This window comes from Colwellia sp. PAMC 21821 (assembly GCF_002077175.1).
Classification (GTDB): Bacteria; Pseudomonadota; Gammaproteobacteria; order Enterobacterales; family Alteromonadaceae; genus Cognaticolwellia.
The window spans coordinates 4,774,041-4,787,651 of the sequence record NZ_CP014943.1 but is presented as its reverse complement, the minus strand read 5'-3'; the positions used below and the strand labels follow the sequence as shown (position 1 = coordinate 4,787,651).

General features: G+C 35.3%; 15 protein-coding genes. 5 read left to right on the top strand and 10 right to left on the bottom strand.

Features of this window, described 5'->3' with window-relative positions; translation table 11 throughout:
- Positions 1-3 precede the first annotated feature (3 nt).
- A complete protein-coding gene (locus A3Q33_RS20020; protein WP_081181900.1) occupies positions 4-384 on the bottom strand; it encodes an ACT domain-containing protein in 381 nt (126 codons plus the stop codon).
- A 901-nt stretch (positions 385-1,285) separates the two neighbouring features.
- Between A3Q33_RS20020 and yfbV the strand changes: the two genes are divergently transcribed.
- Entirely contained in the window at positions 1,286-1,717 is a 432-nt protein-coding gene (yfbV, locus tag A3Q33_RS20015; protein WP_081181897.1) for a terminus macrodomain insulation protein YfbV, read from the top strand.
- A 65-nt stretch (positions 1,718-1,782) separates the two neighbouring features.
- On the opposite strand, the gene rlmA is transcribed toward yfbV, so the two are convergent.
- The 3 genes from rlmA to A3Q33_RS20000 form a co-directional block, all read right to left on the bottom strand.
- Positions 1,783-2,607, bottom strand: a complete 825-nt coding sequence (gene rlmA, locus A3Q33_RS20010) for a 23S rRNA (guanine(745)-N(1))-methyltransferase (RefSeq protein ID WP_081181895.1) — start codon at positions 2,605-2,607, stop codon at positions 1,783-1,785.
- Positions 2,608-2,675: 68 nt separating this feature from the next.
- Positions 2,676-3,485, bottom strand: coding sequence for an exodeoxyribonuclease III (gene xthA / locus A3Q33_RS20005; protein WP_081181892.1), 810 nt, complete (start codon positions 3,483-3,485; stop codon positions 2,676-2,678).
- A gap of 300 nt (positions 3,486-3,785) precedes the next feature.
- Positions 3,786-5,045: an MFS transporter gene (locus tag A3Q33_RS20000; protein WP_081181889.1), complete on the bottom strand. Its 1,260-nt coding sequence runs from the start codon at positions 5,043-5,045 to the stop codon at positions 3,786-3,788.
- A 377-nt stretch (positions 5,046-5,422) separates the two neighbouring features.
- Between A3Q33_RS20000 and A3Q33_RS19995 the strand changes: the two genes are divergently transcribed.
- The 3 genes from A3Q33_RS19995 (at position 5,423) to A3Q33_RS19985 (ending at position 8,165) form a co-directional block, all read left to right on the top strand.
- Positions 5,423-6,139 (top strand): response regulator, encoded by a 717-nt coding sequence (locus A3Q33_RS19995; RefSeq protein ID WP_081154034.1) that lies wholly within the window; start codon positions 5,423-5,425, stop codon positions 6,137-6,139.
- 76 nt (positions 6,140-6,215) lie between these two features.
- Entirely contained in the window at positions 6,216-7,508 is a 1,293-nt protein-coding gene (locus A3Q33_RS19990) for an ATP-binding protein (protein WP_081181887.1), read from the top strand.
- Positions 7,509-7,631: 123 nt separating this feature from the next.
- Positions 7,632-8,165 carry a VC2046/SO_2500 family protein gene (locus A3Q33_RS19985; RefSeq protein ID WP_231295735.1) on the top strand — a complete coding sequence of 178 codons (534 nt, stop codon included), beginning with the start codon at positions 7,632-7,634 and terminating at the stop codon, positions 8,163-8,165.
- Here A3Q33_RS19985 and A3Q33_RS19980 read toward each other — a convergent pair.
- Together A3Q33_RS19980 and A3Q33_RS19975 are read right to left on the bottom strand one after the other, a co-directional pair.
- Complete coding sequence (locus tag A3Q33_RS19980) at positions 8,162-8,650, bottom strand: YchJ family protein (RefSeq protein ID WP_081181881.1); 489 nt, start codon at positions 8,648-8,650, stop codon at positions 8,162-8,164. The two genes, A3Q33_RS19985 and A3Q33_RS19980, sit on opposite strands and share 4 nt — an antisense overlap.
- Before the next feature lie 235 nt (positions 8,651-8,885).
- Positions 8,886-9,356 (bottom strand): hypothetical protein, encoded by a 471-nt coding sequence (locus A3Q33_RS19975; RefSeq protein ID WP_081181878.1) that lies wholly within the window; start codon positions 9,354-9,356, stop codon positions 8,886-8,888.
- Positions 9,357-9,967: 611 nt separating this feature from the next.
- Between A3Q33_RS19975 and A3Q33_RS19970 the strand changes: the two genes are divergently transcribed.
- Positions 9,968-10,720 carry a lipoprotein intramolecular transacylase Lit gene (locus A3Q33_RS19970; RefSeq protein WP_196798013.1) on the top strand — a complete coding sequence of 251 codons (753 nt, stop codon included), beginning with the start codon at positions 9,968-9,970 and terminating at the stop codon, positions 10,718-10,720.
- A 75-nt stretch (positions 10,721-10,795) separates the two neighbouring features.
- Here the strand turns inward: A3Q33_RS19970 and A3Q33_RS19965 are convergent, their stop codons facing one another.
- The 4 genes from A3Q33_RS19965 to A3Q33_RS19950 all read right to left on the bottom strand — a co-directional run bounded on the left by A3Q33_RS19965 (position 10,796) and on the right by A3Q33_RS19950 (position 13,602).
- Positions 10,796-11,341 carry a GAF domain-containing protein gene (locus A3Q33_RS19965; protein WP_081181872.1) on the bottom strand — a complete coding sequence of 182 codons (546 nt, stop codon included), beginning with the start codon at positions 11,339-11,341 and terminating at the stop codon, positions 10,796-10,798.
- Positions 11,342-11,748: 407 nt separating this feature from the next.
- Positions 11,749-12,693 (bottom strand): Kelch repeat-containing protein, encoded by a 945-nt coding sequence (locus tag A3Q33_RS19960; RefSeq protein ID WP_081181868.1) that lies wholly within the window; start codon positions 12,691-12,693, stop codon positions 11,749-11,751.
- A gap of 185 nt (positions 12,694-12,878) precedes the next feature.
- Entirely contained in the window at positions 12,879-13,283 is a 405-nt protein-coding gene (locus tag A3Q33_RS19955; RefSeq protein ID WP_081181866.1) for a lysozyme inhibitor LprI family protein, read from the bottom strand.
- 16 nt (positions 13,284-13,299) lie between these two features.
- Positions 13,300-13,602, bottom strand: a complete 303-nt coding sequence (locus tag A3Q33_RS19950; protein ID WP_081181863.1) for a YciI family protein — start codon at positions 13,600-13,602, stop codon at positions 13,300-13,302.
- Positions 13,603-13,611 lie beyond the last annotated feature (9 nt).

The window sequence follows — 13,611 nt, the reverse complement described above, 5'->3', positions numbered from 1 at the left end:
GAGTTATATCACTTGATAGTTATGGTTTATAAGTGCAGTTTTTGCAGCTTCAAATTTATCTGATTTTACTAAAACGTAGTCAGTATCAAAGGTCGAAATAGCAAAAATACTGATATTTTCATTCGCTAACACCGTTGATATGTTCGACATTATGCCGGTTAAGGTAAAGTCGAGTGGCCCAACGACTTCAAATGCTTGCCAGCCATGTTCAGCTTCTTCACTATCAATTTCAATGTGCTCTGGTAGCACAATTGAAATTTCGTCATAGGTTTTTGCCAAGAAGAATATTGGTGCATTAAATACGGCATCCGGTATTGAACTTTCACGTCGTAAACTATGGATAGAAAATGTTTCCGATAAACGGCGCAGGGTCAAAATACTCATAAATCAACTTAGTTTATTTAGATGTTAATGTCGCTACTATAGCTTTTTATGACCATTAACTCTAGCGGTTAAACTATTACCATATGGTAATCTAGAGCTTGAAGGCTATGGTTTTTAACTGGTTAACCTGTGTTTAATGCGCACTAATTTGATTATTGCTATCAAGCAAGCGTATTTCTATGTCTATAAGGGCTTATAGCGTGGATTAATTGTACTAGTTTTTATATTGTTCATTTAATGATATCCACATAACCTGTGGATATCATTGTGTGCAACTATTGTTTAAGTGTGTAACTACATGTTTATTATTGATTTAAATAGGTGGTTAAAAAATAACAGCATAAAAATATATACAAAGGGTAATAGATAAGTTAGGAAAATGTAGTGCTAATGAGTAAAGCAGATAAAGACAGACTTATTTATAGGGCATATCTGCCTATATATTGATATTTTTGTTGGATGACTACTAATGTGTTCGAATTGCACCCAATGTATAGCTCCAGTATACAGCTGAATAAAAATCGAGTGAGTAGGATGCGTTTTTATAACACGTAATTAACTATCAGCATCTGAGGCTATGCTAGTATTAACAGTAAAATTTATCTGTTCATTTTTACGGGTTAAAAGATATCTAACCGTTTCCTATTGCTAAGTTTGGCTAACTAATTCATTAATTTTCTATGCTAATATAACCCAGAAATAACATAGTGAATTACCATTGATAGTTTATTTTGGTATGTAAGTAATGTCACGATCGGAACGACTTAACTAACAAGTGATTGAAATATTGCTATTATGCAATAAAACGTCAGCAATAATGGTCCTCTTAGAACATCTGTACTGCGAATGGGTAACAAGTTTGTACTATCTTTTAATTAACCCCTGATGTAGTGTATCGGTTATGAAGTTATCTATATTAGAAATTATATTGCTTGGCCGAAAATACATTAATTTATGGCCATCTCGCGCTGAACTCGGTGAATATTTTGCTGAATATCAGGCCGTAAAAGTTAGTCGTTTGGTTTGTAAAATCATGCCAGGCCTAGCGCTTTTTTGCTTAATTATGCAGGTGTATTTGGGCACTATGGCTGTTTTACCGCAAGCACTGCTATATACCCTTTGTATTTTAAGTTTTCCATTACAAGCTTTGATATTTATGGGGATTAAAGCCGATAAGTTCCTGCCTCCTGGTCTTGAAAATTGGTACAAAGAAAGTGTTGCTCGCGTTAATCAAAGTGGTGGTGATATTAAGCTGTCGACTAAGCGTCCACGTTATTTAGACCTAGCGCAACTATTGAATTTAACTTTTCAAAATCGTTACAAAACTTCTTAACAGAAATTAACTTGTTGATAGAGCGATAAAAAAAGTGCGATACAGTGAACCTGTATCGCTTTTTTTTAGCCCTGTTTTTGATAAAGGCGAATAAGAAAATCAGCCTGACAGATAAAGTCATCTTGATTTGATAATTTTTGCTTAACCTCTTCACTCGCCTTAAAAGCAAAAGGTGTCATAGCTAATAAATTTAGCGTGTCTTGACCGGTTTTTAAGTGCATTTGATAAGAAATATTTTCTTGATGCACCAGTGCTAAGTGTTCAATTGGTAATTTATCTACATCATGCTCTTTTGCGTCATCATAAATATGCTGTTTTAGTTGCATCAAATGCTGTTTCGCTGGTGTAACGGTTAACAAAAAACCACCATTGGATAAAACTCGGGTGAATTCCTGCTCTAAAATTGGCGCATAAACCGATACAATCCAAGAAAACAAACTGTCAGCAAAAGGCAGCTTTGATAATGTCGCGACACTAAAATGACATTGTGGGTATTTTTTACCGGCTTTTTTTATGGCTTCTTTGGCAATATCAACACCGTAAACGGTATTTTCAGCCGTTTTATGTTGATGCGTATAAAACCCTTCACCACAGCCAGCATCAAGCACAATAGTCGGCTTTTCGGGGACAGTAATTATTTTTTCCTGGTATAGGGCGACCAACCTGTCCACTAGCGGTTGATAATGACCTTTTTCTAAAAATGCCCGTCTAGCATTTACCATTGCCTTATTGTCACCGGGATTTTTTGAATGTTTAAATTGTACTGGCAGTAAATTTAAATAGTTTTCTTTTGCAAGATCAAAGCTATGATTATTGTCACAGCGAAATATTTTCGCTTGATTGAGTAGGGGTAAACTACATAATGGGCAAGCATAGTCAGCTATAGTCATAATTATCAATACTATGTTTTTAGATAAGAAAAGGGCATACGCCCTTTAAGTTGTAGGTTAGAAAACTTTTATTTACTAAACGTAGACCAAATCGGGGCATGATCAGAAGGCTTTTCGATGCCTCTAAGTTCATAATCAACATCGGACTCTATACAACGTTTAGCAAGTTTCTCTGTTGCTAGTACAACGTCAATGCGTAAACCGCGATTATCATCAAAGCCACGTGAGCGATAATCAAACCAGGAATATCTTTCTTCACGGCTCGGGTGCAAAGCTCTAAAGGTATCAGTAAAGCCCCAATTCATTAACGTAGCTAACCATTCTCTTTCTTCTGGTTGAAAGCTACATTTTCCAGTTTTTAACCAACGTTTTTTATTTGGCTCGCCAATGCCTATGTCTAAATCCGTAGGTGAAATATTAATATCTCCCATCACTACAACATTTTCATCAGGCGTATGGTTTTCATTTAAGTATTGCATTAAGTCTTTATAAAACTGGCGCTTATAAGGATACTTAGTTTCATGGGCAATATTGTCACCTTGTGGAAAGTAACCATTTAATACAGTTACTTTTTCACCATTTTCGTCGGTTGTTTGCACCATGATCATACGTTTTTGTGCTTCGTCATCATCGGTTGGAAAGCCTTTTGTGACAACATCAGCCGCTTTTTTACACAACATAGCAACGCCATAATGTGCCTTTTGGCCATGAAAATATACGTGATAGCCCATGGCTTCAACATCCGCCAACGGGAAAACTTCATCATGGACTTTAATTTCTTGCAGGCCAATAATATCAGGTTGATGTTTGTCGATAATTGCCTGCAATTGATGTAAACGTGCACGCAGACCATTAATATTAAAAGAGATGATTTTCATTTGGAAGCTCGATAATTATTTTGCGCTTATGCTACCAGAACTTACGCATTAGCAGTAGTGATATTGCGATGAAATTCAACGTTAAGCGCGAGGTTTGATATAGGGAAAGTACTTTTATCTCGAAGATTAAATATCACTGGCAGAAAATTTAAACAGTGGATATAAAGTATAATTATAGCCTATCTATATTGGTTTAATTTTATTGGTTTAATTTTCACGATGGTTGTTAACTATGAGACAGAACGATCTATTAGAGAAAACATTTAACTTAAAGTATCGCTGAAATAGGGGTAATAACACTTAACGAATATCTTCCTGACTAAAATGAAAGTCGACAGAAGCTATGATAAGTAAAACTGCACCAAATAATATTGCCCAATGGGCACCAAGCAATGCCAATAGACTACCGATAAGTGCCATAAGCACGTTTGCCACACTAAATGTGGTGGTAATTAATCCCATGAGTTGTCCTTGCTCGATATCAGCATATTGCTCAGAAATATACACAGGTAATAAACCATTGAAAATAGCTATAGCTATGCCTGTTAGAGCATAGATGGGCCAGACATTCGTTTCTGTTAGTAAAGGATGCAAACTAAATAACGCAGCCATTAATACCATGCCTACAATTGCGCCAAATTTCAGCCCTAGCAAGTATTTTAACTTTTTAACAAAAAAGACACTGGTTATGGTCATAAACAAAGTTAACACTACCGTGATATACCCTATGTCAGGGCTGTTGAAGTCAAATTTTTCAACCAACCAAACCGGATAAAACTCGTAATATGCATTTAAACCGAGCGTTGCCAATAAATAAATTATAAAGATACGCCTAATTTTATCATTGGCCAGTAGGGCGAATGAGTTCTGTTTACTAAACAGTTGTGAAAATTTTATCTTGTTAATGGTTGGGTTAATGGCATCAGCATGTAGTAAACATGCAACACTGATAAGAGCAATAATTATGGCAATGGCTGCGAAATAGAAAACTGTTTCCAAACCATATACGGCGAGTAATCCGCCGGCTAAAGGGCCAAGTAACCAACCTAAATAACCGGTAGCGTTAACAAGGTTAAAGGTGTAAGTTTTATCAAGCGTTGGTGATAAATCTACCGCGACGGCTTTGGCTATGCTAATGTTGCCTGAAAAAATACCCGTAAGAAATCGCGCTAAAATTAGCAGCAGGAAGCTCTCAGCAATAACGGCTAAAGCCGATAAGACATAACTGATGGCAGTTAATACTAAGGTGATGATTAAGGTTTTCTTTCGTCCATAAATTCCTGATGCAGCGCCGAGCACTGAGCTTCCTAAAATAACACCTAAAGGATATATAGCCAGAATAATACCGAGTAATATTTTGCTGGGTAAATCATAGAAGGTAGTTAATGGACTTATTTCATTGAGAAAAATAGGTGCTAATATCGGGTAAGGTAAGGCGATCCCCGCACTGCTAAATAGCACGACAAGCATGACAGAAAATAGCGATTTCTTGGCTTTTGACTCTTCGGAAATTGAGTGCTCTATAGGTGTTTTTTTTATTTTAGCGGCGTGAGTCGGCATAACGATTATTTAGGTTTTACACTGAGTAGAAGGCAAATTAATTATATAATAAATTGCGATCGCAACTAAGTAAAAATTTGTGTTCATATCAACACACTTATATTGTATTTTTGTCCTTTTTATTATAAAAAAACAATAAAATCAGCTTGTTATTGTTGTTGTAATTAAATGTAATCACCGGGTAATAAGTTGTGCTATTGCCGTAACACCTTGTACATGGCGTTGTTAATTTACCATAAACATTTTAAGCTTATAAATATTAGAGTCATTCATACTTTCAATGGTTGTTTTTTATTAGCCAGCGTATACATTGAACCGTGTTGATAATACAACCATGAAGTGCTGTTAATACAGCGTAACAAAGTAGGAGCAAGTTAATGTCAGATAGTAAATTGTCAGTTAAGAAGATATTACTCGTTGAGGATGACCGCCAGTTGTCGGATTTAGTCGCTGAGTTTTTAGAAAGTGAAGGCTATCACGTTAAGCAAGAATTTAGAGGTGACACGGTCGAAAAACGCGTTGATAAATTCGTGCCAGACTTGATCATTTTAGACATTATGTTACCCGGTAAAGATGGTTTTGCGGTATGTAAAGACTTACGACCTGGATACAAAGGTCCTATTTTAATGCTTACTGCTAAAGGCACTGACTTTGATCAAGTGCTAGGTTTAGAAATTGGTGCTGATGACTACGTAATTAAGCCAGTAGAGCCAAGAGTATTATTAGCGCGTGTTAATGCGCTCTTACGCCGTGGTCAACTGCCTTCTGAAGGTAAAGAAAACGCTGAAATTGATTGTGGCGAACTACATATTAGCCGTGGCTCTAGACAGGTGACATTGCACGGAAAAAATGTTGATCTTACTAGCCAAGAATTTGATTTACTTTGGTTATTAGCTAGCCGCTCTGGCGAAGTACAAAATCGTGATTATATTTATAAAGCGGTTGTTGGTCGTGAGTACGATGGCATGGATAGAAGTGTTGATGTTCGTATATCGCGCTTACGTAAAAAATTGCATGACAGTAATGAAACACCTTTTCGTATTAAAACCATTTGGGGACAGGGTTACCTATTTGTTCCAGATGCGTGGAGTTAATCATTTTTATATTGTGTAAGCTGATGGGGTGCTACGCCATCTCATCAGTACTTTTCCTCTCTTTTTAGGCATTTTGATGAAACTTGGTCGCTCATTCTTCAGCTTATATTTTCTTATTATCTCTATTTTTATCGTATTCTCTTGGATGCTAGATGAAGTATGGAGTTCATATCTTGAACAAGATATTGAATCATATACTGGCTATAAAAGCATGTTGTTATCACTTTCTAATTATTTAGAAAAACATCCAGAAAATGAATGGCCAGAGATAATTTCGGGTGCTGCACAGCAATGGCAGTTACCGTTAAAGTTAATATCAGAACAACAAGAAAAAGTAATTAATCATCAACGTAATGACGTTATTAAAGAAGATAATACCCATATATATTATGATAATGACGCAGTAGAAATTCATCACAGAATCAACAGTGCTGGCACGATGATTGTTTTAGGACCAGCTAAAATGCCTACTAGGCCAAGAGTAGAAGCATTAATTCGCGTTATTTTGCTAGCATGTTTAGCCTGTATATTGTTCTTTTGGTTACGGCCTCTATCTCGTGACTTGGATCAATTAAGAAAAACAGCTATCGACTTTGGTCAAGAAAGTTTTGATGTTGTAGCACCTAAAGCAAGCTCTAAGATGACTGAGCCCATGGTAACTGCGTTTAATACTATGGCGAGTAGAATCAAGCGTTTAATTGATGCTCATAAAGAGTTATCAACTGCGGTTGCACATGAATTACGTACCCCTTTAGCGCGCACTAAATTTGCTTTGCAGATGTTAGCCTGCACCGATGATAAAGCTAAACAAGAAAAGTATCGTAATGCTATTAGCAAAGATATTTGTGAGTTAGAACAATTAATTAATGAAATGTTGATTTACGCTAGTTTTGATAATGACAGACCTGAACTGAACTTCAATGAAGAGTCATTGGTTGAAATTGTTGAAAAGCAGGTCAGTAATTATCAACAATTTGATCAAAAATTTAATATTAATAATATGCTTGGAGATGTTAGCGTTCAGGCTGATCGTCAATTTATCGCACGTGCGCTAAATAACTACATTTCAAATGCTATAAAATACGGTAAAGGTGAAATAGACATCACCATCATGCAAAAAGATGATCACTGTCAAATAAAAGTAACTGATAATGGCGAAGGCGTGTCAGATGACTTTAAATGTACTATATTTGACGCTTTCTCTCGTGGCGATACATCTCGTAATCGAGAAACAGGTGGTTTTGGTTTAGGTCTCGCCATTGTTTGTCGAATTATGGAATGGCATGGCGGAAGTGCTTCTGTAGTTGACAGTGAACATGGCGGTGCGACTTTTATCCTTAGCTGGCCCATTAAGCATGTTACTGCTTAGTGCATAATAATTGTCCAATAGATTGTAATTATTATAAAAATTAATTATTAATTACCTGAAATATTAAAGTAATTTACCACACTGCCGATAGTAATATTATCGGCAGTAAAACAGTAGATTATTTTGACACTAGACGCTTTATCAAACGACATACTTGTTCATGAACTTCAGTTAGGCGAGCAGCTTAGCGAAAGTGTTGATCATGATCGTCGTGCTGATTTTTCTCTTCTACTTGCTATGCTAACAGACGATGTTAGAGCACATAGCCAATTTAAGTTACCACTTTCACAAACTACTGAAAAAATCACGACATCAGAACAGCTAAGAAAATATTTTCAATTACCCAATGAAGCGCCTATCGCGTTAAACAACGTTGAAGATATAACTATGTACAATCAGGCCAGCTTGATAGAATTACAGCAGTTAGAACACCTACGGTTAACTAACTCGCTTAATCCCAGACCTTTAGTATTTCGTGACGATGCCAAACATATAAGCCAGTCTGTTATGACTAATACAAGTTTGTATTGCCAACAAAAACACCAAAACAAATCGATAGAAAAAACACAGCAAAGGGCTGATTTTAATGCCCAGGCTTGGTTAGCTGCAGTGCAAACAACGATTGTGAAAGCACCATTGATGGATGCTGTTGCTTAAAGGTTTTTTGCACAACATTGTTTAAATTTTTTATGGCTTCCACAAAAGCAAAACTCATTTCTTTTGGGTTTATTATACGCTTTGCTATCTGACACATCACCATCAAGATATCGCCACTTGCCGTCTTCTATTGCAAAATTAGATTTTTCTCGCATTAGCCAAATTTTCCCGTTGAGCTGATAAAAGGCGGAAAATTCTACTTGAGCATGCTCATTGTTAGCTAAATTCTTTTTATGATCACTGGCAGAGTGAATGATTAACTTTAACCATGTTGTTTGTGCAGCCCATTGTGCAATATCTTCAACTGATTGCTCAACTTGGCTAGATTTTGCATAAGTGAGGTAAATATACGTTGCTTGTTTATTTGCATAGGCAGAGTAGCGTGAACGCATGAGTTGCTCGGGGGTATTAACGGCTTTGCTTGCCATTATAAAAGGTTGGCAACATTGATTGTAGGCTTGTTCTGAGCCGCATGGACATAACATGTAAATAAGCTATTACTATTAAATTAAAATTTTAGCTAGCTTATCATGACCGCCAATAGGGTTTTAATCATTTATAGCTTTTCTAAGGCCTTATTGATAACAGCAATGCGGATACTATTAATATTTACAGAATTACTAACCAACAGAATAAGTAATCTAAAGGTTAAGCTATCTACAGATTAACTTATCGATAGCTTACTCGCAGTGAACTACTGTAGTGGCCTGCTGTAGTAAATTAATGAAGCTGGCTTGTTTGTTGAAAATTTGTTTTTTGCAATAAAATACAGTGAGTTTTTCCTAAAGCAGCACAACGCGATATTTCTCTTATTTGAGCTTGATTATAATCAGTATCTGACAAAATCATCGCAGAACAAGTGCCTTTTAATAACGTATTTTTAATATGCTCTAGGCTGACATTAACCTTATTTGCATTAACTCTTAGTATTTTTTCAGGATTAATTTTACCCATACTAGAGAGTTGTTCTAGCGAATTGTTTTCAGGATTAATCATTAAAATCCATTTGTTATCATCATGATGATTTTGACAAATATCTTGGTATTTTTCAGATAAGTCATAAGGACTATTCACCGGTACTATATTACACCATGTAGAAGATAAACTTATTTCACGCGGACTTTCAATCGCGTTATTTATAGCTAAGCTACTGTTATTTATTTCTAAATCTATTTTGTTAATGTTAATCATAGTACCGACCTCGATATACTGTATAAACATACAGTATATCGGTTGAGCTGTTATTTCAAGTATTATTTTATCTATTTTTGTTGCCTGCGATTTATACCTAACTCATTCGTGCTTTGCTCATTATTCAGGGTCAAAATATTTAATTACAGCGCTAATAATTAACAGCTTATCTGTTTATCGATGCTTATTTTGACTAGCGAAGCCCAGCTGATGAATGGTTTTATCGCCATACTTAATAATTGACTAGTGAGAGAGATAAAGAGAATAAATAATTTGTTATCAGGCAAATAGATAATCATAAATCCAGCGTTAAATTTTTCAATTATAATGCTGTTTTCATAGCTAATAAGTTGTTCACTACTGTATGTGATTAGTACTGAGACAAGACAATTGACCATGGTTTATTATAAATATAGGTAAGAAATATAGATAAGAAATATGTAATGAATACAGTTTTATTTTATTGCGTTATGCTACTGTTATTATGTGTTTTAACATGACTTTATTTTCAGTGATGCGAACAACAGTTTCTCGGTAAAACGCATGCTTATATATCAAGTTAGATGGACAAAAACTTCCCGCTCAATGATCAAAAAGGCTTTATAATCTCCATGTTTAAACCGCTATTCATTCGACAATTTATTTGGTGTATTTTTGCTTTAACATTACTCATTTTTTCTTTAGGTATAAGTTGGCAAGCGAGTAAAGCAACTAACTTTTTATACGGCTTTTGGTATTCCACATTACAAATTAATGAGGTGATTAGCACTAATGTGCCTAAGAATACCCAAGGTAAACGTGACTTTCCGATCAGTGATATTAAATTACATGCAACAAAGTTTGCCGATATTGTTCAATCTATTCACAAACACGGTGATGGTTTAGCCGAAATAAGTTATGTGAACGAACAGGCTGAAATACAAAAGCTGTTAACTAAAAGTGAAGTTCAGCACTTACAAGATGTTGCTAATTTACTCGATAAAGTTGGATATATTTGGTGGATAAATTTAATTTTCATGCTTAGTTTTTTACTATTATATTTTAGTAAGTTAAAGCTATTAAGTGTGAGTTCAATAAGGCGAATGCCAACAGGAAAACAAAAGTTAGCATCGTTAATTTGTTTGGTTTTTTTGGTAGTTTCTATGCTGGGAGTATGGGGCTTTACACAGATATTCTATTATCTGCACACGGTGATATTTCCTGGCGATCATCAGTGGTTTTTTTATTACGAAGAGTCGCTGATGTCAACTTTAATGAAAGCGCCCGATATTTTTGCTGCCATTGCCGGTCAGTTACTTTTAGTCGCTTTGATAGTAGCCGGAATTATTGATGCTGCTTTAAGTCGTTACCAAATTAAAAGCTAATTTTTACAGAGTATATGTGATTTATAGCCGTGTTAATGAGATTTTTATTTAGATTTAATTGTTCATAAATAAAAACTAACTATTTAGCAGTTTAATGATACTTTCTTTGGATTTACTCGCGTAAGTATCGGAAACATTATCACTAATGAATAACGATGCCTTTACAGAAATGCTTTTAAGTACCTTTATATCTTCTGGCTGCCACTCTGTTTTATTGCCTGTACGTTCACAGCAAATTATGCCTAAAGGGGTAAAGTCTTTTTTGAAGGTAATATCCAATAAAGATCGGATGTCGTGCGCTTTAAAATAGCCATGGTTAAAACATTTTGATATCTCGTTATCTCTTGCATCAGAAGCAACTAAAAACTCATTCTCTATAATATGCGTAAAGTAATCGTTATAATCACTTGCAAGTAAATGTTCACCTATCGATTGTTGCCCTTTTTCATCGACACACATCAATGTAAGCATTTCAGAATAGTCGCTACAGAATAGCCAAATATTTACGCGATCACATTCAGGAATAGCAGCCTTAATGGTCGTGCAAATTTTTAATAATTTATTATTTAAAGAGGTGCGTGGATTACTTAAATAAACTGAAAGGCTTGATAATATTTCCATAAGGTAATTCAATTAATAGCTTGTAAGTTGTGTCATTTGATATTATAAAAAATAAAAATATCAATAACATATTAATTTATGCAAAGGCTGAATTTTAGGCTGTGGTATACCTTACAAAATAGTTCAGTGAATAGCATGTGACTGTAAAAGTGACTTTAAAGATTTAATGATCAGTGTGATTTATTATCGTAAATATTGAATCTAATCATTAATGTGTAATATATCCATAATCTAGGGTAAATTGCACTGTATATCAAGCTTTATTACGACGCTTATCTTACCAAAAACTACATTTATAGTTGTAAAAATAACAATATAAAATATGAAAGGCTAAAAATAAATTTTAGCCTTAATTTACTTATAAAGTATTAATAAAGCTTTATATAAACCGATAGTCACGTTTTCTATTACAGCTTAAATACTTGAATATAATCAAGGAACGGGCCTTTTGTACCGGTATTACCGCCGATAACATAGGTGCTTTCACCTAGCGTTGTTGTGGCATTATGGCGACTAGCTTTATAGTCTATAGCTAGTTTTTCCCACTTGGTCGCATCAAAATCATAACTATAAGTAGAGGTTAAGTTGTTATAGTCGCCAAAAATAAATAATTTATTTTCGATGAGGCTTATGCTGTGGGCGCTGATTTTAGCGGGCAGGGAGGGGAGCGATAGCCATTGGTTTTTTATCGGGTCAAAACGTTCAAATACATCAAGAGAAGAAACCCTGTCATAGCCGCCAACAACATAGACAAAATTATCTTTAACAAACGCGCGAGTAGTCTTTGCCGTAGGCATATTAGCTGCTCTCACCCAACTGTCATTTTTTATATCAAACACAGCTACTAATGCAGTAGGTGATAACTTAGCATTTTTAGGATATGCACCACCTAGAACATAAATTCTATCATGCAATAATACCGCGCTGTTTATTCGTGTTGGCGCAGGCAAAGGCTTGGCAAAGCTTACGGTATTTGTTTGGGTATTAAATACTTCCACTCGTTTTTCATACCGAAACTTTTTATTTTTCAGGCTAACACCACCGAGTATATATATCGAATGCTTGCCGTCCCAAACCGCAGAAAAATACCTTCTTGGAATAACTTTATTAGCCAAGACATTAATTTCATTCGTAGACGGATCAATAATCTCTATATCTGATAGGAAGCCAGACTGATTAGCACCAGCAATGACGTATATTTTATCTCCGTCATTAACAACCCCATGGCCATAGCGCGCTGTTTTTAGTGTTAACTGATCAGAGGTGCCGATAGGTTTTGAAGCACAGCCAACAAGATTAATAAATAATAACGTGAGGAGCGTGTAAAGATAGATGTGTTTATGTGCGGACATAAATTTACTCCATTAAATTAAGTGGAGCTAGTTTGTCATGATTACATAATGTTAACAACATGTTGTATATCAAGCGATGAATAACTTAATCTAGAAATAACTTAGTCTATGAATGAACGTAAGTTATGGCGTTTTATCATGATGATAAGACGTTTTTTTAACCAGAGATAATGAGATAAAATTAACTATTTATTAAGGTTGGATAATTCTTCAATGCGATATTGTGTCAATGTTATATAACATTTTTTATAAGCAACAGCGGCGCCTTCATCTGGCGCAACGACTAAATATTGCCACCGACAGTTATTTTCCCGATAGCTAATAAAATTGCGCTGTGATCGCTTAAACATGTCGAGCGACGTGCGGCGACCGTTGTGTGCCGCTAACTCTTCTAAGATAAAAATTTGATTATTTACCCAAGTTTGTAACTCTCGATCTTTCTTTTCTTTAGTGCCATCCAAACAACGGGACACTTCGGATAAAGTGTCCATTTTTGTTTCACACATTTCTACGTTATTTTTAGCCAACACCACATTAGAAAATAGTAGTAAGCTTGCCAATATGTATTTACTCACATTTTTATTATTCATGGCTAAAAATCAATACTTATGCTGGAAGTACTTTTTTGTACGGTTTAACGGTAACGTTCTTATAAACGCCCGCGGCTATGTAAGGGTCTTGGTCAGCCCACTGCTGAGCAGCGACTAAACTGTCGAATTCTGCAATAATAAGTGAACCCGTAAAACCTGCATCACCTGGATTTTCACTATCAATAGCAGGGCAAGGACCCGCTACAAGTAGCTTGCCTTGATCTTGCAACACTCGTAAACGATCTAAATGATTTTCGCGTACACTCATACGTAGCGCTAAGCTATTTTCAACATCTTCACTATAGATAAGATAAAACATTTTACATCC